The 23,045-nt window shown below is 70.9% G+C and carries 20 protein-coding genes; 8 read left to right on the top strand and 12 right to left on the bottom strand.

Annotated features, from left to right (window positions below; genetic code table 11):
- Positions 1–28: 28 nt before the first annotated feature.
- The 4 genes from STSP_RS30565 to STSP_RS30550 all read right to left on the bottom strand — a co-directional run bounded on the left by STSP_RS30565 (position 29) and on the right by STSP_RS30550 (position 3,690).
- A complete protein-coding gene (locus tag STSP_RS30565) occupies positions 29–1,411 on the bottom strand; it encodes a tannase/feruloyl esterase family alpha/beta hydrolase (RefSeq protein WP_067284254.1) in 1,383 nt (460 codons plus the stop codon).
- Between the two features lie 251 nt (positions 1,412–1,662).
- On the bottom strand, positions 1,663–2,529 hold the full coding sequence (locus STSP_RS30560; RefSeq protein WP_067284253.1) for a hypothetical protein: 867 nt from the start codon (positions 2,527–2,529) through the stop codon (positions 1,663–1,665).
- A gap of 108 nt (positions 2,530–2,637) precedes the next feature.
- A complete protein-coding gene (locus tag STSP_RS30555) occupies positions 2,638–2,934 on the bottom strand; it encodes a hypothetical protein (RefSeq protein WP_067284252.1) in 297 nt (98 codons plus the stop codon).
- Positions 2,935–3,090: 156 nt separating this feature from the next.
- Positions 3,091–3,690: a class I SAM-dependent methyltransferase gene (locus STSP_RS30550; protein WP_067284251.1), complete on the bottom strand. Its 600-nt coding sequence runs from the start codon at positions 3,688–3,690 to the stop codon at positions 3,091–3,093.
- A gap of 151 nt (positions 3,691–3,841) precedes the next feature.
- On the opposite strand from STSP_RS30550, the gene STSP_RS30545 reads away from it, so the two are divergent.
- The 5 genes from STSP_RS30545 (at position 3,842) to STSP_RS30525 (ending at position 8,730) form a co-directional block, all read left to right on the top strand.
- Positions 3,842–4,615 (top strand): MHYT domain-containing protein, encoded by a 774-nt coding sequence (locus STSP_RS30545; RefSeq protein WP_067284250.1) that lies wholly within the window; start codon positions 3,842–3,844, stop codon positions 4,613–4,615.
- A gap of 89 nt (positions 4,616–4,704) precedes the next feature.
- Positions 4,705–7,275: a sensor histidine kinase gene (locus STSP_RS30540; protein ID WP_067284249.1), complete on the top strand. Its 2,571-nt coding sequence runs from the start codon at positions 4,705–4,707 to the stop codon at positions 7,273–7,275.
- Complete coding sequence (locus STSP_RS30535) at positions 7,272–7,709, top strand: roadblock/LC7 domain-containing protein (RefSeq protein ID WP_067284248.1); 438 nt, start codon at positions 7,272–7,274, stop codon at positions 7,707–7,709. Before STSP_RS30540 ends, STSP_RS30535 begins: the two co-directional genes overlap by 4 nt.
- Positions 7,710–7,727: 18 nt before the next feature.
- A complete protein-coding gene (locus STSP_RS30530) occupies positions 7,728–8,144 on the top strand; it encodes a DUF742 domain-containing protein (protein WP_067284247.1) in 417 nt (138 codons plus the stop codon).
- Entirely contained in the window at positions 8,125–8,730 is a 606-nt protein-coding gene (locus STSP_RS30525; RefSeq protein ID WP_067284246.1) for a GTP-binding protein, read from the top strand. The genes STSP_RS30530 and STSP_RS30525 overlap by 20 nt, the downstream gene beginning before the upstream one ends.
- 82 nt (positions 8,731–8,812) lie before the next feature.
- Here the strand turns inward: STSP_RS30525 and STSP_RS30520 are convergent, their stop codons facing one another.
- On the bottom strand, positions 8,813–9,241 hold the full coding sequence (locus tag STSP_RS30520; protein WP_067284245.1) for a PPOX class F420-dependent oxidoreductase: 429 nt from the start codon (positions 9,239–9,241) through the stop codon (positions 8,813–8,815).
- A 99-nt stretch (positions 9,242–9,340) separates the two neighbouring features.
- Between STSP_RS30520 and STSP_RS30515 the strand changes: the two genes are divergently transcribed.
- Both STSP_RS30515 and STSP_RS30510 read left to right on the top strand, forming a co-directional pair.
- A complete protein-coding gene (locus tag STSP_RS30515; protein ID WP_067284244.1) occupies positions 9,341–9,772 on the top strand; it encodes a roadblock/LC7 domain-containing protein in 432 nt (143 codons plus the stop codon).
- Between the two features lie 128 nt (positions 9,773–9,900).
- The gene (locus STSP_RS30510; protein WP_067284243.1) at positions 9,901–10,851 is read left to right on the top strand and encodes a DUF6397 family protein; all 951 of its coding nucleotides are present in this window, start codon (positions 9,901–9,903) and stop codon (positions 10,849–10,851) included.
- Positions 10,852–11,001: 150 nt separating this feature from the next.
- On the opposite strand, the gene STSP_RS30505 is transcribed toward STSP_RS30510, so the two are convergent.
- The 5 genes from STSP_RS30505 to STSP_RS30485 form a co-directional block, all read right to left on the bottom strand.
- A complete protein-coding gene (locus tag STSP_RS30505; RefSeq protein ID WP_067284242.1) occupies positions 11,002–11,352 on the bottom strand; it encodes a UBP-type zinc finger domain-containing protein in 351 nt (116 codons plus the stop codon).
- Positions 11,349–12,833: an ATP-binding protein gene (locus STSP_RS30500; RefSeq protein WP_067284241.1), complete on the bottom strand. Its 1,485-nt coding sequence runs from the start codon at positions 12,831–12,833 to the stop codon at positions 11,349–11,351. The genes STSP_RS30505 and STSP_RS30500 overlap by 4 nt, the downstream gene beginning before the upstream one ends.
- Positions 12,830–14,506 carry an FAD-dependent oxidoreductase gene (locus STSP_RS30495; RefSeq protein ID WP_067284240.1) on the bottom strand — a complete coding sequence of 559 codons (1,677 nt, stop codon included), beginning with the start codon at positions 14,504–14,506 and terminating at the stop codon, positions 12,830–12,832. Before STSP_RS30495 ends, STSP_RS30500 begins: the two co-directional genes overlap by 4 nt.
- Positions 14,507–14,672: 166 nt before the next feature.
- Entirely contained in the window at positions 14,673–15,542 is an 870-nt protein-coding gene (locus STSP_RS30490) for an acyl-CoA thioesterase (RefSeq protein WP_067284239.1), read from the bottom strand.
- 123 nt (positions 15,543–15,665) lie between these two features.
- Positions 15,666–18,179 carry a DEAD/DEAH box helicase gene (locus STSP_RS30485; RefSeq protein WP_067284238.1) on the bottom strand — a complete coding sequence of 838 codons (2,514 nt, stop codon included), beginning with the start codon at positions 18,177–18,179 and terminating at the stop codon, positions 15,666–15,668.
- A gap of 145 nt (positions 18,180–18,324) precedes the next feature.
- Between STSP_RS30485 and STSP_RS30480 the strand changes: the two genes are divergently transcribed.
- Positions 18,325–19,119 carry a metal-dependent hydrolase gene (locus STSP_RS30480; protein ID WP_067284237.1) on the top strand — a complete coding sequence of 265 codons (795 nt, stop codon included), beginning with the start codon at positions 18,325–18,327 and terminating at the stop codon, positions 19,117–19,119.
- Positions 19,120–19,262: 143 nt separating this feature from the next.
- Here the strand turns inward: STSP_RS30480 and STSP_RS30475 are convergent, their stop codons facing one another.
- Both STSP_RS30475 and STSP_RS30470 read right to left on the bottom strand, forming a co-directional pair.
- Positions 19,263–21,044: an ABC transporter ATP-binding protein gene (locus tag STSP_RS30475; RefSeq protein WP_067284236.1), complete on the bottom strand. Its 1,782-nt coding sequence runs from the start codon at positions 21,042–21,044 to the stop codon at positions 19,263–19,265.
- Positions 21,041–22,918, bottom strand: a complete 1,878-nt coding sequence (locus STSP_RS30470; RefSeq protein ID WP_067284235.1) for an ABC transporter transmembrane domain-containing protein — start codon at positions 22,916–22,918, stop codon at positions 21,041–21,043. The genes STSP_RS30475 and STSP_RS30470 overlap by 4 nt, the downstream gene beginning before the upstream one ends.
- Positions 22,919–23,045: the final 127 nt, after the last annotated feature.

Genomic DNA, 23,045 nt, shown 5'->3' with positions numbered 1-23,045 from the left:
GACGAGCGTCGCCCAGCGGCCGGCGCCCCTATATCTCGCAGGAGTTGACGACGTCGCCGCTCGCGGGCCGGGCTATGGTGCGGTCCGCGGGCGGCACGGATCCGTCCTCGACCCATGCGGTGAGCGCCCCGAAGGCCGCCCGGTAGCACGGCAGGATGGGCCGCAGCCGGTCCGGATACGTGTCGTACAGGCCGTCGGTGTGCGTGCCGCCCTCGACGGTGTAGTAGCGGTGCATACCGTCACGGCCCCTGCCGTCGATCATCCGGGCGTACACATCGGAGTCGGCGGCCTTCGGCAGCAGCGCGTCGAGATCGCCGTGCAGCGTGATCAGCGGCCTGCCGATGCGGCCGGTCAGCGCGACGCGTGCGACGGCACGGTGGACGGACGCGGGGCGCGACGCGTAGTCGTACGCAGCGTCCGAGGCACACGGCGCCAGGACCTGCTCCGGCGTGGAACCGGCCGAGGAGCCCGGGCGCGCGGGGTCGTACGCCGGGTCGAACTCGGCACGGTAGATCTTCTGCGTCACTCCCCAGTACGCCTTCTCGTGGTACGGCCACAGGAACTCGGAACCGCGCGCGAAGCCGACCGCGTACAGGTCCTCGTCCCGGGCCTTTCCCAGGCTCCGGGCCACCGCCGAGGGCAGCGAGGTGAGCAGGTTCGGGCCCTCCGCGGTCCAGAGCGCGCCCTCCCAGTCGACACCGCCGTCGTACAGCTCCGGATGGTTCTCGAGCTGCCAGCGCGTCAGATAGCCGCCGTTGGAGATCCCGGTCATGTACGTGCGCCGCGGGGCCTGGCCGTAGCGCTTCGCCACCGCCTGCTGCGCGGCGCGTGTGAGCTGGGTGGTGCGCATGTTCCATTCGGCGACCGCGTCGCCGGGCCGCCTGCCGTCGCGGTAGAAGTCGGCCCCGCTGTTGCCCTTGTCGGTGGCCGCGTAGGCGTAACCCAGGGCCAGCACATGGTCGGAAATGGCCTTGTCGGTCGCGTACTGCTTGCGGGTGCCGGGCGCCCCCGTCACCACGAGACCTCCGTTCCAGCGGTCGGGCAGGCGGATCACGAACTGTGCGTCGTGCCGCCAGCCGTGCGTGGCGTTGGAGTGCGAGGTGTCCGGGAAGTACCCGTCGATCTGCAGACCGGGCACCCCGGACGGACTGCGGGTGCCCGCCGCGGTGAGACCGGCCTGGTCCGCCGTGTCCGTGTACGGCGTTCCGGCGAGGGCCGCCGTCGTCAGGTCCGGCAGACAGGCGAGCTGCTGGTGCGCGGCACCGGTAACCCGGACGTGCTCCTGCCGGGCACAGTGAGCGCCGCCGGGGTCCGCCGGGCGGCCGGATGCGGACCCCGCCGCGGCCGGGCCGGTGGCGACGACCGCAAGCAGAGCTGAGGCGAGCAGCGGAACACCTCTGGACACACGCATGAGAGCCTCCGTGGCACAACGGAACGCAGCGGCGGGTGGGCGGCCTCATCGTGCTGTCGTCGCCGGAGGGCAGCTATGGGTTGGGACCATATGCGCGAGTGGCGTTATGTGTGGGGCGGGTATCCGTGTGGGGCGTGTATCCCCCGAATCCCCGGTGTGCGCCCCGTGTGCCTGAGGGCCGTGTGCCTGAAGTCCGGTGTGCCTCAGGTCCGGTGTGCATCGGGTCCTGCGCGTCACAGGTCCCGTGCGCCTCAGGCCGGACGTACGGCCATCTTGTCGAGCGCCTCGAGGAGTGCGGGCAGCTCAGGTCCGCGGCCGACCGGAAGCACCTCTCCGGGCTCGTCGTCGAGCAGGACGAACGCGATGTCGTCGGTCCGGGCGACCAGGGACCAGCCCGGGCCGTCGGCACGCAGCGTGCGCGCCTCGCCGGACGCGAACGAGGACCGCACACGTCCCAGCGGGGGCGGATTGTCCAGGTAGAAACGCGCCTCCGCGAGGACCCGCCGTATGCCGCTGTGCGGCGTGCGGCCGCTCTCCGCGCCCGCCGTCGCGCCGGCCGGCGGGGCCGGCTCCTCCGCGCCTGCGCCGTCCGGAGCGGGGGCGGGGGCGAAGTCGGCGTCGTCGATCTGCTCCCGCCAGGCAGCCCACTGGAGTGCGATCTCGTCGGCTCCGAGCCGCCGTTGGGCCGGGCCCCAGGTACTGGTGTCGGGCGGCGAGAGCGGCGGCCGGTCGGTCAGTTCTGGGTCCGGCTCGGGGTCGTGCGGGGCCGGCACCCCCGGCGTGGCGACGGCCACCGCGAGGGGCCAGCCCGGCAGGGCGGCCACCACCGTGCGCTCGTCGGGCGACAAGTCGTACTCCATGCCGCAGTCCCAGGACGCGATCGCGACGGCCACCAGTGACACGTCGTCGACGACCACCGTCCAGCGCGCGCCCGCGCCGTCCTGACCGAGCACCAGGCCGTAGCCGTCGGCAAGCGGTGTGAGGCCCAGTGCCTCGCACGCCTCCGGGTAGTCGTCGCCCAGGACGCTCGGGAACTGAGCAGGTGTGAGCAGCACCGCCGTCAGCACGTAGAGCGCGTCGTCCTCCGTAGCGGCGACGGCCTCGTCCGTCCCGGCCATCCCAGCCTCCCCATCAGCTTCGTTCGTCGGCGCACCCTAACCATTCGCAGACGAGCTAGTCGAGGGCCTATGGACTGGAATTCGATCGAGGTCGCCGCAGGCCGCCTCCTACGATTCAGGGCATGCCGGGTCCGCGACGGGCAGGCCGAGGAGCGTACGAGCGACGGCCTGAGGGGACTCGCCGCGCTCACGGGCGAGCGCGATGACCGCGCGGCACGCGAGCTCTCTGACGCCGAAGGACAGGGCTTCCGGTGACACCCAGGAAGCCGCCTCGTCCATCTGGTCCTGATCGTCCTCGGCGCACGCCGCCACGTGTACGGCCGCCGCCTCGAAGACGTTGTGTGTTCGTTTCCGCCCGGATTCCGCCGCCGGAGCGTGAAAGAGCTTGCGGAGTCTGTGCATCATGTGGCCGCTTCCCCCTGTCTGACCGTCACCACAGATCGCTCGTTTGTGCCCCTCAACGTAGAGTCAGAACCCGGGCGGCAGAAGAGGGCCTGGGGTGGGCGGCGATCCGCGCCGCCGCCGACGGCCCGCGGGTGAAGGCCCGCCGTGCTGGTGAGCTCACGCCCGGCGCACGGCCAGCGCCAGGAATCGGGCGTCCTCGTCGACGTACGACGTCATGCGCCAGCCCGAGCCGGCCAGCAGCGGCCCGAGATTGTCCTCGGCCCGCAGATCGTCCGGCGTGATCCGGCGGCCCTGCCGCGCGGCCAGCGTCGCCCGGCCGATGGGGTGGAACAGCGCGAGGAGGCCGCCGGGGCGCACCACGCGTGCCAACTCCCGTAGATTCTCGGCCGGTTCCGGCAGATGCGCGATCAGGCCGGCGGCGAACACCGCGTCGAGCGACTCCGTCCTCAGGGGCAACCGTGCGACGTCGGCGAGCACGAGAAGCCCGTCACGGTCGCGGCCGGCCCGTACGGCGGCCTCCAGCATCGCCGGGGTGACATCGGCGCCGAGCACGACCCCGGAGGGTCCGACGGCGTCCCGCAGCGCGGGCAGGGCACGCCCTGTGCCGCATCCCGCGTCGAGGACACGGTCGCCCGGGCGCAGTCCGAGTTCGCCGACAGCGGCGCGAAAGGCGGGACCGTCGTCGGGGAAGCGCGTGTCCCAGTCGGCGGCGCGTGCCGTGAAGAACTCCTGAACGCGTGTGTGGTCGTCGCTCATGCACCCATGATCCTCCACCCTCGCTCAGGCGAGGACCATGCACATGTTCGAGCGTGACGCGATCGTTCAGGTACATCTCTCTGTCATATTCCAACAGCTTTCGAAATGCGCGCCTGTTGTGCGCCCCGGCCGCGACTAGCGTCCCTGGGCCATGGGACACCTGGACCACGCCGCCTTCGGCTGGCTTACCCCCGTGCTGTCATACGTCATGGCGTGCATCGGCGCTGCGCTCGGCCTGCGCTGCACCGTCCGCGCGCTCGCCGCCACCGGACGCTCCCGCCGCAACTGGCTCATCACCGCCGCCTCCGCCATCGGCACCGGAATCTGGACGATGCACTTCGTGGCGATGCTCGGCTTCAGCGTCAGCGGCACGGAGATCCGCTACAACGTACCGCTGACCATCCTCAGCCTGATCGTCGCGATGATCGTCGTCGGCGCGGGTGTCTTCGCCGTCGGCTACGGCCGCGACCGTGGCCGGGCGCTCGCACTGGGCGGCCTGACGACTGGACTCGGCGTCGCGAGCATGCACTACCTCGGCATGGCGGCGCTGCGGTTGCACGGTGATGTGGACTACGACCCGCTGCTCGTCGGGCTCTCCGTCGTGATCGCCGTGGTCGCTGCGACCGCGGCCCTCTGGGCGGGGCTCAACATCAAGTCGCCCATCGCAGTCGCCGTCGCATCCCTCGTCATGGGCGGGGCGGTGAGCAGCATGCACTACACCGGAATGATGGCGGTGAGTGTGCAGGTCGCCCCCTCCGGCACGGTCCTGCCCGGGGCCACGGTCATGCAGTTCATCTTCCCCCTTGCCGTGGGCCTCGGTTCCTACCTGTTCCTGACCTCGGCGTTCGTCGCGCTGTCCCCCACCGCGGGGGAGCGCGAGGCCTCCGCGTCGGCCCAGCGGCCGGTCGAGAGCGTCGCCCGATAGCAGCGGCCCGGGCCGACGACGGTCCGACAGCACGCCCAGCCGCGACGGCCCGGCAGTCACGCCCCCGAACCCTTCCGAACGAGGAGGCCATGCGCACCCCCCGAAGGATCCAGACGACCGGCGCACCGCCCCGTTCCGCGCCCCCTGCACGCGGCCGCCGCGCCCATGCCGGACCACCCGCAGACGAACATCCCGGCCCGGACGTGGACGCGCCACCTCATGCTCCTCAGTCGCCGGCGCGCGCGGGACGACGGCTGATGCGGCCGCGCACCGTACGGGCGAAGATCGTCTGCCTGCTCATGGTGCCGGTCATGTCCCTGCTGGCCCTGTGGGCGTACGCCACCGTCAGCACCGCCCAGGACGTCGCGCGGCTGCGCCAGCTGCAGCGCGTCGACGCCGAGGTCCGTGCACCGGTCGCCGACGCGGTCGCCGCCCTCCAGGCGGAACGATCCGCCGCTGTGCGGTACGCGACCAGGCCCGCCACCGGACGCGAGGACGAGCTCAGGAAACTGGCTGGACTGACCGACCGCGCGGTCGCCAGGCTGCGGCTCGACGACGACCACACCGTCGCCGACGGCGCCGACCTCCCCACCGGCGTGGCGGAACGTCTCGGCACCTTCGTCGACGGCGCCGAGAGCCTGCGCACCCTGCGCACCGGGGTGCTGGAGCGCCGGATGGGCTGGGACGCGGCGTACGAGCAGTACACCGAGACCATCTCGCATGCCTTCGGCGTCGGTGGCGCCCTGACCGGTATCCAGGACGCCGAATTGGGCTCCGACGCGCGCGTGCTGCTCGAGTTCTCCCAGGCCGGCGAGATGCTGGCACGCGAGGACGCACTTCTGTCCAGCGCGCGGCTCACCGACTCCCTCGACGGTGAACGGCTGCGCCTGTTCACCGGAGCCGTCGACACCCGGCGGACCCTGACCGACTCGGCGGCCGCGGACCTGCGCGGACCCGACCGCACCGCCTGGCGCGACCTCGCGGACGGCAACGCCTATGCCGCAATGACCGCCGTCGAGGACAAGGTGCTTCTCGCACCGGCCGGCAGTAAGGCGATGGCCGCCGCCCCGGCGGCCGCGTGGGACTCGGCCGCAACCGTGCAGGACGATCTGCGCACCATCCAGTCCAATGCGGCTCGCAGGGCCGCGGACCGGGCCGACCCGTTCACCCGAGGCGTCCTGACATCGGCAGGCGCCGCCGTCCTTCTGGGCCTCGCCGCGGTCGCCGCCTCCCTCGTGATCTCCGTACGCATCGGCCGCGGCCTCGTCGTCGAGCTCGTGAGCCTGCGCAACAGCGCCCTGGAGATCGCCCGCCGTAAACTCCCGAACGCCATGCGGCGACTGCGCTCCGGCGAGGAGATCGACATCCGCGCCGAAGCACCGCCGGGGCCGCCCGCCGAGGACGAGGTGGGCCAGGTCTCCGAAGCCCTCGGCACGGTCCACCGCGCAGCGCTGCACGCCGCCATCGAACGCGCGGAGCTCGCCAGTGGCATCTCCGGAGTCTTCGTCAACCTCGCCCGCCGCAGCCAGGTCCTCGTGCACCGCCAGCTCAGCCTCCTGGACAGCATGGAGCGCAGGGCCGAGGACCCCAACGAGCTGGGCGACCTGTTCCGCCTGGACCATCTGACCACCCGTATGCGGCGGCACGCGGAGAGCCTGATCATCCTCTCGGGATCCGCGCCGGGCCGGGCCTGGCGGATGCCCGTCTCGCTGACGAACGTGGTGCGCGCGGCGGTCTCCGAAATCGAGGACTACGCGCGCGTGGAGGTGCGACACCTCCCCGAGGCATCGGTGATCGGGTCCGCGGTCGCCGACCTCACGCACCTCCTGGCCGAACTCGTCGAGAATGCCGCCCAGTTCTCGCCGCCCCACACCAAGGTGCGGATCAACGGCGAGCCCGTCGGCAACGGCTACGCCCTGGAAATCGAGGACCGCGGACTCGGCATGGGCAAGGAGACCCTCGCCGAGGCCAACCGGCGCATCGCGCAGTCCGAGGCGCTCGACCTGTTCGACAGCGACCGGCTCGGACTCTTCGTGGTCAGCAGGCTCTCGGCCCGCCACAGCATCAAAGTGCACCTGAGGACCTCCCCATACGGCGGCACCACCGCGGTCGTCCTGCTGCCCACCGCCCTGCTGCACACCGGCACCGTCGAACAGCCCACAGCCCTCACGGCGGACACAGGGGCCGGCGAGGAGAGGCACTACGCGCGCGTGCATGAACCGGGCCTGCAGCACGGCGACCGCTCCTCCGCCCCGGCCGAGGCGGTGCCCCGCCCCGCCCTAGTCCCACCCGTGCACGCCGCCCGCGACAAGCCCGACACCTCCTCGGAGCCGGCGCCTCCACCGGGCGTCGCAACCCTGCGCCTGCACCGGCCGCCGACCAGGGACGATGCCGACGCGCGCGGGGCGGAGGGACTGCCCCGTCGTGTCCGCCAGGCGAGCCTCGCGCCCCAGCTGCGCGAGCACCGCGCCGAAGAACCGGTTCCGCATACGAGCCCTCAGGACAACCACGAGCGCACTCCGGAGCAGGTGCGTCAGCGCATGGCGGCGTACCGCGACGGCTGGGCGCGCGGCGGCGGCCGGCCGCCCGGCACCGGCTCCGCTCCCGCCAGACCCGCCTCCCCATCGGGCGCAGACAGCAGCGAAGGAGACCACGCATGATCCAGGACCCGAACACGGGGGCCGCCCAGCGATCCGGCGAACTGGACTGGTTGCTGGACGACTTGGTGCTCCGCGTGACCGAAGTCCGGCACGCCGTGGTGCTGTCGAACGACGGTCTCGCCGTGGGCGCGTCGACCGCCCTCACCCGCGAGGACGCCGAGCACCTGGCCGCCGTGGCCTCGGGCTTCCACAGCCTCGCCAAGGGCGCGGGCCGCCAGTTCGGCATCGGTGGAGTGCGCCAGACCATGGTCGAGCTGGACGAGGGCTTCCTGTTCGTCGCCGCCGCGGGCAGCGGCTCCTGCCTCGCCGTCCTCACCGCCGCGACGGCCGACATCGGTCTCGTGGCGTACGAGATGGCGCGGCTGGTGAAGCGGGTCGGCGAGCATCTGCACACCCCCACGCGCGTGCCCGCGCGCCCGCCGGCCGGCGGATGACCGAGAGCGGCGACGCACATGACCGAGGACATGCCGGCACCGGGCGCCCCCGGGCACCCCGGCAACCGGTGGTACGACAACGACGCGGGGCCCCTCGTCCGCCCGTACGCGATGACGGGCGGCCGGACCCGGCCCGGACCGGCCGGGGCGTACTTCGACCTCATCGCGCTCATCACGCTCGACGAGAACGCGCCGCGCTACGACGAGACGGCTCTCGGGCCGGAGCACCGTGCGCTCATCGAACTGTGCCGCATCGACACCCAGTCGGTCGCGGAACTGGCCGCCGGCGCTGATCTGCCCGTGGGCGTGGTCAGGGTGCTGCTCGGCGACCTCCTGGAGCTGGGCTGCATCACGGTCAGCCGGCCGGTGCCCCCTGCCCAGCTCCCCGACGAAAAGATCCTCAGGGAGGTAATCAATGGGCTCCGAGCGCTCTGAGACCGAGGGCGGGACGACGGCCCCGATGGCGTTGAAGATCCTGGTCGCGGGCGGATTCGGGGTGGGCAAGACCACCCTGGTCGGGGCGGTCAGCGAGATCCGTCCCCTGCGTACCGAGGAACAGCTGAGCGAGGCAGGCGAGTCGGTCGACGACACCGAGGGCGTGGACCAGAAGACCACGACGACCGTCGCCATGGACTTCGGCCGCATCACCATCAGGTCGGGCCTGTCGCTCTACCTCTTCGGCACACCGGGCCAGGACCGTTTCTGGTTCCTGTGGGACGAGTTGTCGCAGGGCTCCCTCGGCGCCGTCGTACTGGCGGACACCCGGCGGCTCGAGGACTGCTTCCCCGCCGTGGACTACTTCGAGCACCGGCACATCCCGTTCGTGGTGGCGGTGAACTGCTTCCCGGGTGCGCGCGCCTACGGTGCCGACGACGTCTCACGCGCCCTCGATCTCGACCGGGGCACGCCGGTGGTGCTGTGCGACGCCCGCGACCGCGACTCCGGAAAGGAGGTGCTGATCAGGCTGGTCGAGTACGCCGGGCGGATGCACACCGCCCGGCTGCTCGACTCGGTCGGGTGATCACGGACGCACGGACGACCGTGATGCGAAGGGCTCGACGTGAGGAGTGATCAGCGTGAGGAGTGATCAGCGTAAGCAGTGATCAGTCCGCGACCGCGGACTGCGCCACCACCTGATCGATCCTCACCCGCACCAGCACTTCGCCCGGCACGCCGTTGCGGGCACCGAACTCCTCGGCCCTGTCCTCACCCATGTAGCGCGCGCCGATCCGCGTCGCCCAGTGGCGCACCTCGTCGAGGTCCTCGGACAGCTGCGCGTGCCCGCGCAGGAGTACGAAGGCGTACGGCGGACGGTCGTCGTCGACGCACAGCGCCACCCTGCCGTCGCGCGCCAGATTGCGTCCCTTCACCGACTCTCGTCCGGTGTTGAACACCAGATCGTCTCCGTCCAGCAGAAACCAGACAGGTGTCACGTGCGGACCACCGTCGGCGCGGACGGTCGACAGCTTGCCGGTGCGGGTGCCGTGCGAGACGAAGGCCCGCCATTCATCGTCAGTCATCCTCTGTGCCATGCCTCCATCCTGCTTGCCCGGATCCCGGCGGTGGGGAAGGCTGGCGGCTCGGATCCTCCGGACCGGAGGCGACCGAATCGGCAACGGGGAGGACGGATCATGGCGCGGAACGGGGAACTCGGCTGGCTACTTGACGACCTGACGAACCGGGTCGACTCGGTACACCATGCGCTGGTGCTCTCCAACGACGGGCTCGTCACGGATTCGAGCACCGGACTCAGGCGCGAGGACGCCGAGCACCTGGCGGCCGTCTCATCGGGGTTGCACAGCCTGGCGAAGGGCTCGGGCCGCCACTTCGGCGCGGGCAGCGTGCGCCAGACGATGATCGAGTTCGATGAGGCGGTGCTCTTCGTCACGGCGGCCGGCGACGGCAGCTGCCTGTGCTTGCTGACATCCGCGCAGGCCGACATCGGCCAGGTCGCCTACGAGACGGCGCTGCTCGTCAACCGCGTCGGAGAGCACCTCGCCGTGGACGCCCGGCACCCGGGAAGCTCGCCAGCCAGCCAAGTCGACGAAGCCGACGGGGTCTGACCTGGACATATGCCCTTGCCGTGAGAGTTATCCACAGGCTCGGCGGGCGGGGCGGAGGTCGGGCTACGGTTTTTCCCGGAGTGGTCACCAGGCGCTACTCACGTCACTTCTCACGGGGGAGAACCGACATGACAGGGAACACACTGACGACGTCCGCGGCCGCACCGGCCCATACGCCCAGTGACAGGCCGTCGGTGACGCAAAGTCGCGCAGCCCGTGAACTGGCCCTGAAGCGAAGCGAGTTCGAGCTGGCGGTGCTGCTGGGGCGCATCCGCACCGCACCGGACGAAGCCGGTGGGCGGCGCCGCGTCACGGTCGAGGAGATCGAGCGCGTGCGCGCCGCCGAAGGGTTCCCCGACTCGCTGCGGCAGCAGATCAGAGTGGTGGGTACGACCGAGGGCGCCGAGCTCATGGGCATCAGCTCGGCCAGGTTCACGAAGCTGGCCCGACTCGGGCTGGTGGTACCAGTGAAGTTCTACCTGAACCGGTACCGGGCGGTGGTGTGGCTGTATCTCGCCGAAGACTTGCGGCAGTTCGCCGAGGACACCGCCAACGCTCCGTTGCTCAGCGGCCGCGTTGCCACCACGCTGCGGGAACAGCTCACGGAAGGCGTGGACCTGCGCGCCCGCAACTGGCGGGGCCGCAACACCGGGTTCCTCCTGCGCGGCACGGAGGACACATGGGAGCGAGCGGCTGTCGTGGCCTCGCTGCTCGACCCGCTCCAGGTCGCCGAGCTCGTCCCGGATCCCTATGAACGCTCCTACCTGAACCGGCTGCGGCCCCGGGCACCGGGTCACGGCGCGCCCGATTCGCCGGCGGCGCAGCTGACAGAGAGGATCATGACGGCGGACGACCCGGACGAGATCCAGTGGGTGCGGGCAAACCTGTCGCTCGCCCTCGCCGAAGCTCGGCAGGACCGGCCTGCGCCGCGGCCGGCATCAGGGGGAGGCATCCCGGTTCCGCGATCGCCGGAGCATGGGGCGAGCCCGGCATGCGACGAGCTGGGCGGCCTGCCGGATGCCAGGCAGTCAAGAGGCCTGCTCAGGTGGATGCGCCGCAAACGGGCCGCCGGCACCTGACACGCGCTCGTACGCAGACGCCGTTGAACCGCACTCACATCGACCGTCCAACCGACCGTGTCGTAGGCAGCGTCGGCAGGGTTTGCGTTGGCCGTTGGCCGTTGGCCGTTGGCCGTTGGCCGTTGGCCGTTGGCCGTTGGCGGTTGGCCGCTAGTCCAGGCTGTCGGCCCAGTTCGCCGGGACCCGTCCCGCGGGGCCGGGTGCGGGCTGATCGGCAGGGTGGCTCTCGGGCGGAGCCAACTCCGGTCCCGACTCGTACATCTCCGAGGTCTCGTAGTTCCAGAACCAGCCTTCGCCCGGTTCGAAACTGCGGATCACCGGGTGTCCGGTGGCCCGCGCATGGGCGGTCGCATGCTTCGCCGGCGAGGAGTCGCAGCAGCCGATGTGACCGCACTGCGCGCAGCGCCGCAGGTGGAACCACCAGCCGCCGTCGGCGTCGCACTCGGCGCATCCGGTACCGCTCGGCGGGACAGAGGTGTCGATTCCGTAGGTGGTTCTCATGACGGCTCCTGTGGGGCGTCTGCGTCGGGGCCTGCGGCGTCGGGGCCTGCAGCGGTCAGGGGAAGGCGTACCTGGAAGCGGGTGTCGCCGGGGACGGACTGGAAGCGGAGGTCTCCGTTGTGCTTGTTGACGACGATGCGCCAGGAGATGTCCAGGCCGAGCCCGGTGCCCTCACCCACCGGCTTGGTGGTGAAGAACGGGTCGAAGATGCGGTCACGGATCTCGTCGGGCACGCCGGGGCCAGTGTCGCCGAACTCGACCAGGGCGTGGTCCCCTTCGTGTGCGGTGCGGACGGTCAGCGTTCCTGGGCTGTCGGGGCCCGCGCCGTTCATGGCGGAGACCGCGTTGTCGATGAGGTTCGTCCACACCTGGTTGAGCTCGCCGGGGTAGGCCGGGATCTTCGGGAGGCTGCAGTCATAGTCCTTGACGACGCTGATGTGGGGCCCGATCTTGCCGGAGAGCATCAGCAGGGTGCTGTCGAGCAGTTCGTGCACGTTGGCGACCTGGTAGGGCGCCCGGTCGAGCTGGGAGTACTGCTTGGCCGCGTTGACGAGATCGGAGACGCGAGTGGTCGAGTCCTCGATCTCGTTCATGAGGAGCTCGGTCTCGACGGTGTAGTTCAGCCACCGAATGGCGCCTTCGAGGGTCCCCTCGTCCACGGTTGCCGCGACCTGGTCCAGCCAGTCGGTGTCGAGGCCGCCCTGGACGAACGTCGGGGCGAGCTCCCATCCGCCCGGAATGCCGTGGTCGTCCAGCCAGTCGGAGATGGCGTCCTCACGGTCGGAGGCCTCGAGCGGGCTGAGGGCGTTGGTCTTCGCGACCCGCTCGGCAGTGCGTTCCTGGACCTCGATCAGCGTTTCCAGGCTGGCGCGCTGATAGGGGCCGCCTGCGATGGCGCGGAGCTTGTGGCGCATGTGGGCGACCCGTTCCCGCAGTGCCGACGTGGCCCGCACCGCCGCGGCGGCCGGGTTGTTCAGCTCATGGGTCAGGCCGGCGGAGAGCGAGCCGAGGGCCAGGAGGCGTTCTCGCTGACCGATGGCCTCCTGGGAGTTCTTGGTGCCGAAGAAGAGCCCTTCCAGCAGATGTACGGCCATGGGGAACCACTCGCGCATGATGTCCGCGAACGTGTCCGCGGGCAGCACGAAGAACCTCGAGGGCTCGGTGACGCGCATGGAGCTGTTGTAGACCTGCGGCACCCGGTCGCCGAGGTATGCCTGGAAGGCTCCGGAGTACACGCCGCGGGTCGAGCTTCGGCTGGTCTCCACGTCGTAGGACCTGACACGGCGCGAGAGAACGACAGTCCCCTGAAGCAGCACATAGAAGCAGGTGGCCGGGTCGCCCTCGGCGTACACGGGGCCGGGGTCGAACTGCTCCACGCGGCCTTCCCGGCACAGCCGCGCGAGCTGATCGGAGGACAGTTTCTCGAACAGGAACAGGGAGCCGAGCTCTTCCTGGCTGCACGGCATCGCCTGCCCGTTCACGACTGCTCCAGATACCGGTGCACCAGCATGACGGCCATGGCTCCCTCTCCGACGGCGGAGGCGACGCGCTTGGCGGACTCGGCGCGTGCGTCGCCCGCCACGAACACGCCGGGGACGTTCGTCTCCAGGTGGTATGGCGGCCGGTCCAGCTCCCAGCCTGCGGGCGGCTGCCCGTCGGCGGTCAGATCGGGGCCGGTCAGGATGAAGCCGCGGGAGTCCCTGAGCACTGTGCCGTCCAGCCAGTCGGTCAGCGGGGCCGCGCCGATGAACACGAACAGCCACTGGGCGTCGACGAGTTCGGTGTGCCCGGTCGTCGTGTCGCGCAGGGTGAGCTGCTCCAGATGGCCGGAGCCGTGGGCGGCCTCGACGACCGTGGTGGTGCGCACCGAGATCGTGGGTGCGTCCATGACCTGCTGAATCAAGTAGTGCGACATGGAAGCGGAAAGGGACGACCCACGCACCAGGATGGTGACGGACTTCGCTCCGCGGGCCAGATACATCGCGGCCTGTCCGGCGGAGTTCGCGCCGCCGACGATGTACACGTCGTGGCCCTGGCAGGCCGGCGCCTCCGTCAGCGCCGAACCGTAGAACACCCCGCAACCGGTCAGCTCGGCCACGCCGGGCGCATCCAGCTGCCGGTACGACACACCCGTCGCAAGGATCACGGACTGCGCGGCGATCGCGGAGCCGTCCGAGAACCGTATGGTGCGCGCCGCGCCGTTGATCTCCAGTGCGGTGACCTCGCGCGCGGTCAGTATCTCCGCGCCGAACTTCGCCGCCTGGCGCCGCGCCCGGTCGGTGAGCTGCGCCCCGGACACGCCGTCCGGGAAGCCGAGGTAGTTCTCGATCCGGGAGCTCTGGCCCGCCTGCCCGCCGGTCGCCGAGCGCTCCACGAGGACGGTGCGCAGGCCCTCCGAGGCGCCGTACACGGCTGCCCCCAGGCCGGCGGGCCCTCCGCCGATGATGACGAGGTCGTAGAGGTCGGCCGCCGGCGTCGTCGCCAAACCGACGCGGGCGGCGAGGTCCTGGTCCTCGGGCTCGGTGAGCGGCGTGCCGTCCGGAGTGATCACGAGCGGGAGCCGCAGGCCGTCCGCGCCGGCGGCGGAGAGGAGCCGTCGGCCTTCCGGTTCGTCGGACGAGTACCAGCGGTACGGCACCTGGTTGCGGGCGAGGAACTCTCGTACCTCCGAGGAGCGCGCCGACCAGCGGTGTCCGACGACCTTGGTGACGGGCACCGCGCGGTGTTCGGTGTGCCGCCAGGTCTCCAGCAGGTCGTCCAGGACGGGGTAGAGCTTCTCCTCGGGCGGATCCCAGGGCTTGAGGAGGTAGTGATCGAGGTCGACGACGTTGATCGCGTCGATGGCCGCATTCGTGTCCGCGTAGGCGGTCAGGAGCACGCGGCGGGCTCCGGGGTACACGTCGAGGGCCTGCTCCAGGAACTCGATGCCGTTCATGTGCGGCATGCGGTAGTCGGCCAGGATCACGGCCACGAGATCGCCTCGCAGCTTGAGCTCACGCAGGGCGTCGAGCGCCGACTGCCCCGACTCGGCGCGCACGATGCGGTACGACTCGCCGTAGCGTCGCCGCAGGTCACGGGCCACGGAGCGCGACACCCCAGGGTCGTCGTCCACGGTCAGGATGATGGTCCGGCTTGCGTCGGCGGCCTGTGCCATACGTCTCCCACCCGGAGCTGATCGTCGTCGCGACCTGATCAGCCGCGACGCCCGTGTGCATCCGTACGAGTGACGTCCATCCTATGTTCGATCGCCCCGCTTCGCCGTGAATCGCGGGAGTTCGTCCTTGGACGCCGGCATCCCTTGTGGGAGACCGGCGCCGAGGTCAGCCGAGCTTGCGGAACAGCCCTTCCTGTACGACCGAGACCAGCAGCTGGCCCTCGAGGTTGTAGATGCGGCCCCGCGCGAGGCCGCGGCCGCCCGTCGCGATGGGGGACTCCTGGTCGTAGAGGAACCATTCGTCCGCGCGGAACGGGCGGTGGAACCACATGGCGTGGTCGAGCGACGCCATGTCGAAGGTGCGCTGGCCCCACAGCGGCTCGACCGGGAGGCGGACGGCGTCGAGGAGCGTCATGTCGCTCGCGTACGTGAGTGCGCAGGTGTGGACGAGCGGGTCGTCGCCCAGCGGGCCGACGGCGCGCATCCACACGGCGCTGCGCGGTTCGGCCTGCTCGACCTCCTCGGGGGTCCAGCGCAGCCGGTCCACGTAGCGGATGTCGAAGGGCTGCCGCCTGGCCATGCGCTCCAGGGACTCCGGCAGGGCGCCCAGATGGCTGCGGATCTCGTCGGCGAGCGGCGGCAGCGACTCGGGGTCGGGAACCTTGCGGGCCGGCGGCAGCTGGTGTTCGAAGCTGCCCTCCTCGGGCTTGTGGAAGGAGGCCGTCAGATTGAAGATCGTGCGGCCCTGCTGCACGGCGGTGACCCGGCGCGTGGTGAAGGAACGCCCGTCACGGACCCGTTCGACCTGGTACACGATCGGCACGCCGGGCCGGCCCGGCCGCAGGAAGTACGCGTGCAGCGAGTGCACCGGGCGGTCGCCGTCCGTGGTGCGGCCCGCCGCGACCAGGGCCTGTCCTGCGACCTGGCCGCCGAAGACACGCTGCAGGGACTCCTGCGGGCTGAGGCCGCGGAATATGTTGACCTCGATCTGCTCCAGGTCGAGCAGATCGACGAGCCGCTCCGCTGGGTTCGTCATGTGGTGTTCTCTCCTGTGCTCACGAGCGGAGGTGCGCTCGCACGTCGGCTGAGCTCGCACTCCGGCTGAAACGAAAGCTGTGCTCGCGCTCCGGGCGGGGCGTGAACGGGGTGCGGCCGGGACCTACAGCTGCCCGACGTCGGTGACGCGGACGACGGCGCGGCCCTCCGCGTCGGATGCCGCGAGGTCGATCTCGGCGCTGATGCCCCAGTCGTGGTCGCCGTTCGGGTCGTCGAAGATCTGGCGCACGCGCCACAGCCTGTTCTCCGGCTCCTCCTCGATCAGCAGCAGCTTGGGACCGCGGGCGTCGGGACCGGTGCCGAGGTCGTCGTACTCGTCCCAGTACTTGTCCATGGCCTCGCCCCAGGCGTCCGCGTCCCAGCCCGACTCGCCGTCCATCTCGCCCAGTTCCTCGACGTCGTCGAGGGCGGCGAGCTCGACCCGGCGGAACATGGCGTTGCGCACGAGCACGCGGAACGCGCGCGCGTTGGAGGTGACCGGCTTGACCTGGTCGGCCTTCTCCTGGGCCTCCTCGGCCGTGACCTCCTCGGGGTTGGCGAGCTGCTCCCACTCGTCGAGGAGGCTGGAGTCGACCTGGCGGACCGTCTCGCCCAGCCAGGCGATCAGGTCCTGGAGGTCCTCGGACTTCAGGTCGTCCGGGATGGTGTGGTCGAGGGCCTTGTAGGCGCTGGCGAGGTAGCGCAGCACGATGCCCTCGGTGCGCGCGAGCTCGTAGAGGGACACGAGCTCCGTGAACGACAGCGCCCGTTCGTACATGTCGCGGATCACGGACTTCGGCGACAGCGGATGGTCGCCGACCCACGGATGGCTCTTGCGGTACGTGTTGTAGGCCTGGAAGAGCAGCTCCTCCAGCGGCTTCGGGTACGAGATGTCCTGGAGCCGCTCCATGCGCTCCTCGTACTCGACGCCGTCCGCCTTCATCGCGGCCACGGCCTCGCCGCGTGCCTTGTTCTGCTGGGCGGCGAGGATCTGCCGCGGGTCGTCGAGCGTGGACTCGACGACGGACACCATGTCGAGCGCGTAGGAGGGGGATTCCGGGTCGAGGAGTTCGAAGGCCGCGAGCGCGAAGGTCGACAGGGGCTGGTTGAGCGCGAAGTCCTGCTGCAGATCCACCGTCAGACGCACGATCCGGCCTTCGGAGTCGGGCCGGTCGAGCTTCTCGACGATGCCGCCGTCCAGCAGCGACCGGTAGATCGCGATCGCGCGGCGGATGTGCCTGAGCTGCTGCTTGCGCGGCTCGTGATTGTCCTCGAGGAGACTCCGCATCGCCTCGAACGCGTTGCCCGGCCGCGCGATCACGGACAGCAGCATCGTGTGCGTGACCCGGAAGCGCGAGGTCAGCGGCTCCGGCTCGGACGCGATCAGCTTCTCGAAGGTGTTCTCGGTCCAGCCGACGAACCCCTCGGGGGCCTTCTTGCGGACCACCTTGCGGCGCTTCTTCGCGTCGTCGCCCGCCTTGGCCAGGGCCTTCTCGTTGTCGATGACGTGCTCGGGGGCCTGGGCCACGACGAAGCCCGCGGTGTCGAAGCCGGCCCGCCCGGCACGCCCCGCGATCTGGTGGAACTCCCGGGCCCGCAGCGTCCGCACCCGGTTGCCGTCGTACTTCGTCAGAGCGGTGAAGAGGACAGTACGAATGGGGACGTTGACGCCGACGCCGAGCGTGTCCGTACCGCAGATCACCTTCAGCAGACCCGCCTGCGCCAGCTTCTCCACCAGGCGCCGGTACTTGGGCAGCATGCCCGCGTGGTGCACGCCGATCCCGTGCCGTACGTAACGGGACAGGTTCCGGCCGAACTTGGTGGTGAAACGGAAGTTGCCGATCAACTCGGCGATCTGGTCCTTCTCCTCACGCGTGCACATATTGATGCTCATCAGCGCCTGCGCCCGCTCCACGGCCTGGGCCTGCGTGAAGTGCACGATGTAGACGGGAGCCTGCTTGGTCTCGAGCAGCTCGGTCAGCGTCTCCGTGAGGGGGGTCAGCCGGTACTCGTACGAGAGCGGGACGGGACGCGTCGCCGAGCGGACGACCGCGGTCGGACGGCCGGTGCGGCGCGTGAGGTCTTTCTCGAACATCGAGACGTCGCCGAGCGTCGCCGACATCAGGATGAACTGCGCCTGGGGGAGTTCGAGGATCGGGATCTGCCAGGCCCAGCCGCGGTCGCCCTCCGCGTAGAAGTGGAACTCGTCCATCACGACCTGGCCGACGTCCGCGTCCTTGCCGTCGCGCAGCGCTATGGAAGCGAGCACCTCGGCCGTGCAGCAGATCACAGGCGCGTCGGCGTTGACCGAGGCGTCACCGGTCAGCATGCCCACGTTCTCCGTGCCGAAGAGCTTGCAGAGCTCGAAAAACTTCTCCGAGACCAGCGCCTTGATCGGAGCGGTGTAGAAGGTGACCTCGTCCCGCGCGAGAGCCGCGAAGTGCGCACCTGCCGCGATCATGCTCTTGCCGGACCCGGTCGGCGTGGACACGATCACGTTCGCACCTGAGACGACCTCGATCAGCGCCTCTTCCTGGTGCGGGTAGAGCGTGAGGCCGCGTTCTCCGGCCCACGACTCGAAGGCTTCGTACAGGGCATCGGGGTCGGCGGTCTCTGGCAGCTGATCGATGAGGGTCACGCCCCCATCTTGCCTGCCTTCCCACTCGATGCGGGAATCGGTCGCTCGTACGAAGATCGCAAACGCTACGCTGTGGCGCCAACAAAGCGTCAGCGTGTTCGGGCAACTCACCGCGCACGCAAGAGGAACGGGGCGGGATGCAGCCATGATGGGACCGGCACATTCACTGTCAGGGGCTGCGGCCTGGCTGGGGGTGGGCGCCGCGGCGGCCGCCGCGGGGCACACGATGCCCTGGCCGGTCCTGCTCGCCGGGGCGCTGATCTGCGCGGGAGCCGCGCTCGCCCCGGATCTCGATCACAAGGCGGCCACCATTTCGCGGGCCTTCGGCCCCTTGTCACGATGGCTGTGCGAGATCGTCGACAAGCTCTCGTACGCCGTCTACAAGTCGACCAGGAAGCCGGGCGACCCGCGCCGCTCCGGCGGGCACCGCACGTTGACGCACACCTGGCTGTGGGCGGTGCTGATCGGCGCGGGCACCTCGGTCCTCGCGATCACGGGGGGCCGCTGGGCGGTCCTCGTGATCCTCTTCGTGCACCTGGTGCTGGCCATCGAGGGCCTGCTGTGGCGGGCCACCCGGGGCTCGAGCGCCGATGTGCTGGTCTGGCTACTCGCGGCGACCAGCGCCTGGATCATCGCCGGAGTCCTGGACAAGCCGGGCAACGGTGCGGACTGGCTGTTCACCGCGCCGGGCCAGGAGTACCTGTGGCTGGGGCTGCCGATCGTGCTGGGCGCGCTGGTGCACGACATCGGGGACGCCCTGACCGTGTCGGGCTGCCCGATCCTGTGGCCGATACCCATAGGCCGCAAGCGCTGGTACCCGGTGGGCCCGCCCGGACCGATGCGGTTCCGGGCGGGCAGCTGGGTCGAGCTGAGGGTGCTGATGCCGGCGTTCATGGTGCTCGGCGGGGTGGGCGGCGCGGCCGCGCTCAACGTCATCTGAATCGGCTCGACGTCAGTCAGTCGGCTCGGCGTCGTCTGAATCAGCCCGACGTCAGCCGGTCAGCTCGGCGTCATCTCAGTTCATTCATCTGAGCGAGGCAGCACCCGACCCACCGGGCCGGGTGCTGCCTCGCTCAGAGGCGGCTAACCGTGCCAGGACCGCCACAGCGCCGCGTACGCCCCGTCCGCCGCCACCAGCTCGTCGTGGCTGCCGAGCTCGCTGATCCGGCCGTTCTCGACCACTGCGATCACGTCCGCGTCATGGGCGGTGTGCAGCCGGTGCGCGATGGCCACCACCGTGCGGCCGTCCAGGACGCGGGCCAGCGACCGCTCCAGGTGGCGCGCCGCCCGCGGGTCGAGGAGTGACGTGGCCTCGTCGAGCACCAGCGTGTGCGGATCGGCGAGGACCAGCCGGGCGAGCGCGATCTGCTGTGCCTGCGCCGGGGTCAGGGCCACACTGCCCGAGCCGACCTCGGTGTCCAGGCCGTCGTCGAGCGCACGCGCCCAGCCGTCCGCGTCGACCGCGCCGAGCGCCGCCCACAGTTCCGCGTCCTGCGCGTCCGTGCGGGCCAGCAGCAGGTTGTCGCGCAGTGAGCCCACGAACACATGGTGCTCCTGGTTGACCAGGGCCACGTGCGAGCGCACCTCTTCTGCGGGCATCCGCGACAGCTCGGCGCCGCCCAGCGTGACCCGGCCCGTGCGCGGCCCGTAGATCCCGGCGAGCAGCCGGCCCAGCGTCGACTTGCCGGCGCCGGACGGGCCGACCAGCGCGACGCGTCTGCCGGGTTCGACCGCGAGCGACACCTCGCGCAGCACGTCGACGCCCTCGCGGTAACCGAAGTGCACCTTGTCCGCGCGCACGTCCCGGCCCTCCGGCGCCACGGATGGATCGCCCGCCTCCGGTTCGATGTCGCGCACGCCGACGAGCCGGGCCAGCGACACCTGGGCCACCTGCAGCTCGTCGTACCACCGCAGGATCAGACCCACCGGGTCCACCAGCATCTGTGCGATCAGCGCGCCCGTCGTCAGCTGCCCCACACCGATCCACCCCTGGAGGACGAAGACACCGCCGACCATGAGCACCGAGCAGAGCACCGTCACATGCGTGATGCTGACGACGGGGAAGAGGACCGACCGCAGGTACAGCGTGTACCGCTCCCAGGAGGTCCACTCCTTGACCCGCTGGTCCGACAGCGCGACGCGGCGCGCGCCCAGCCGGTGCGCCTCCACGGTGTTCCCCGCGTCGACGGTCTCGGTGAGCGCCGCGGCCACGGCGGCGTAGCCGGCGGCCTCCGAACGGTACGCCGACGGCGCCCGCTTGAAGTACCAGCGGCAGCCGACGACCAGCAGCGGCACCGCGAGCAGCACGGCAGGGGCGAGCGGCGGAGCGGTCACGGCGAGCCCGCCGAGCAGCAGTCCGGCCCAGACCACGCCGATCGCCAGCTGGGGCACGGCCTCCCGCATGGCGTTCGCGAGCCGGTCGATGTCCGTGGTGATGCGCGAGAGCAGGTCGCCGGTGCCGGCGCGCTCGAGCACCCCCGGCGGCAGCCCCACCGACCGTACGAGGAAGTCCTCGCGCAGGTCGGCCAGCATCCGCTCCCCGAGCATTGCCCCGCGCAGCCGCACCTCCCGTACGAAGACCGCGTTCACGGCCAGCGCGAGGGCGAAGAGCGCGGCGGTGCGCTCCAGGTGAAGCTCTCGAGCCCCGTCGGCGACCTTCTCGACGAGCGAGCCGAGAAGATACGGGCCGGCCATCGACGCGATCACGGCGATCGCGTTGACGGTGACGAGCAGCACGAAGGCCCGGCGATGCCGTCGCAGCAGCTCGCCCACGTAGGCGCGTACGGTCGCGGGGGCACCGACCGGCAGGGTGTTCGCCGTCGTCGGGGCCGCCGGGTCGTACGCCGGTGGCGCCAGGCCGATCATGCGGTCTCCTCGATCTCTTGCAGTTCGTCCATCTCGTGCAGCGCGTCAAGGCGCGCCGGTTCCTGTTCGCCCTGCGGGTGCAGAGGTGGCCGCCGGGCGTCCAGGCCGTCCGCCCGCTCCCGCTCTGCGGCCTCGGCATCCGTCTCCCGGGTCACCACCGCCCGGTAGCGGGGCTCGCTGAGGAGCAGTTCACGATGCGCACCGACGGCCGCGACCTCGCCCTCATGGACCAGCACGACACGGTCGGCGCGGTCCAGGAGCAGCGGGGACGACGTGAAGACGACCGTGGTGCGGCCCTCCCGCAGCTTCCTGATGCCGTCCGCGACCCGTGCCTCGGTGTGCGAGTCGACCGCGGAGGTCGGCTCGTCCAGGACCAGGGCCTCGGGGTCGGTGATCAGGGACCTTGCCAGTGCGAGCCGCTGGCGCTGCCCGCCGGAGAGGGAGCGTCCGCGCTCGGTGATGCGGGCGTCCATCGGGTCGGCCGCGTCCAGCGCCCCCTGGACGAGCGCGTCCAGAACGTCCGCGCACTGCGCGGCGGCCAGCGCGGCCCTGGCGGTGACGGTGCCGGAGGCCGGCACGTCGAGCAGTTCGCGCAGGGTGCCCGACAGCAGCACCGGATCCTTGTCCTGCACGAGCACCGCCGTACGGGCCGTGTCCAGCGGCAGCTCGTCCAGAGGCACCCCGCCGAGCAGCACCGACGGCAGCTCGGAGGTGTCGACCGGTGCGTGCCCGCCGAGCCGCTGCGCGAGCCGTCCGGCCGCGTCCGGGTCGCCGCACACCACGGCGGTGAGCCGGCCGGAGGGTGCGAGCAGCCCGGTCGCCGGGTCGTACAGGTCGCCGGACGGGACATCGCCCTCACGAGATCCGGCCTCCGACGTGATCCGCTCCAGCGACAGCACGCGCGCCGCACGCTTCGCCGACGGACGGGAGAAGGAGTACGCCATGGCGATCTCTTCGAAGTGCCGCAGCGGATAGGTCAGCAGCCCGACCGCGCTGTATACGGTGACGAGCTCGCCGACGGTGATACGGCCCTCGCGGGCCAGCCCCACGCCGTACCAGACGACCGCGATCAGCAGCAGCCCCGGCAGAAGTACCTGAATGGCCGAGATGAGCGACCACATGCGGGCGTTGCGGACGGCGGCGTGACGCACCTCCTGTGAGGCGCGGCGGTAGCGGTCCAGGAAGAGCTCCTCGCCGCCGATACCGCGGAGCACCCGCAGGCCCGCGACGGTGTCGGAGGCCAGCTCGGTGGCGCGCCCGGCCTTCTCGCGCTGGACGTCGGCGCGGCGCGTCGCACGCGGGAGCAGCGGCAGTACGGCGAGCGCCAGCACGGGCATGCCCACCGCGACGACGACGCCGAGGGCCGGCTGGTACACGACGAGGCCGACGCAGACCAGGACGACGGTCAGGGCGGCCGCGGCGAACCGCGACAGCGCCTCGACGAACCAGCCGATCTTCTCGACGTCGCCCGTGGAGACGGCGACGACCTCGCCGGCGGCGACCCGACGGGTGAGCGCGGCGCCGAGCTGCGCGGTCTTGCGGGCCAGCAGCTGCTGGACGCGTGCGGCGGCGGTGATCCAGTTGGTCACCGCGGTCCGGTGGAGCATGGTGTCGCCCAGCGCGATGCCGATGCCGCACACCCCGATCACCGCGCCCGCCAGCGCGAGCCGGCTTCCGGAGCGGTCGACCACGGCCTGCACGGCGTAGCCGACGGTGTAGGGCAGTCCGGCGATGGACAGGAAGTGCAGCAGGCCCCACGCCAGCGACTTCAGCTGCCCGCCGAGCTGGTTCCGGCCGAGCCACAGCAGGAACCGGGGTCCCGAACGTGCGTCAGGCACACCCGGGTCGGAAAACGGAAGGTCTTGAATCTGCATGACGTCCCAGGGCTCGCAAGGGGGTGAAGGGTTCGGAGAAACGGAAGTTCGGTGCCGCGGGGTGCGGAGCAAACCGTGAAAGGTTCGCGTCCGGCCGTGCCGCGAGGCAAACGGTTTTTCGCCGCAG

Source organism: Streptomyces jeddahensis, from assembly GCF_001642995.1.
GTDB lineage: Bacteria > Actinomycetota > Actinomycetes > Streptomycetales > Streptomycetaceae > Streptomyces > Streptomyces jeddahensis.
Note: the sequence above shows the minus strand (reverse complement) of the source record. Positions and strands in the feature narration are given on the sequence as shown.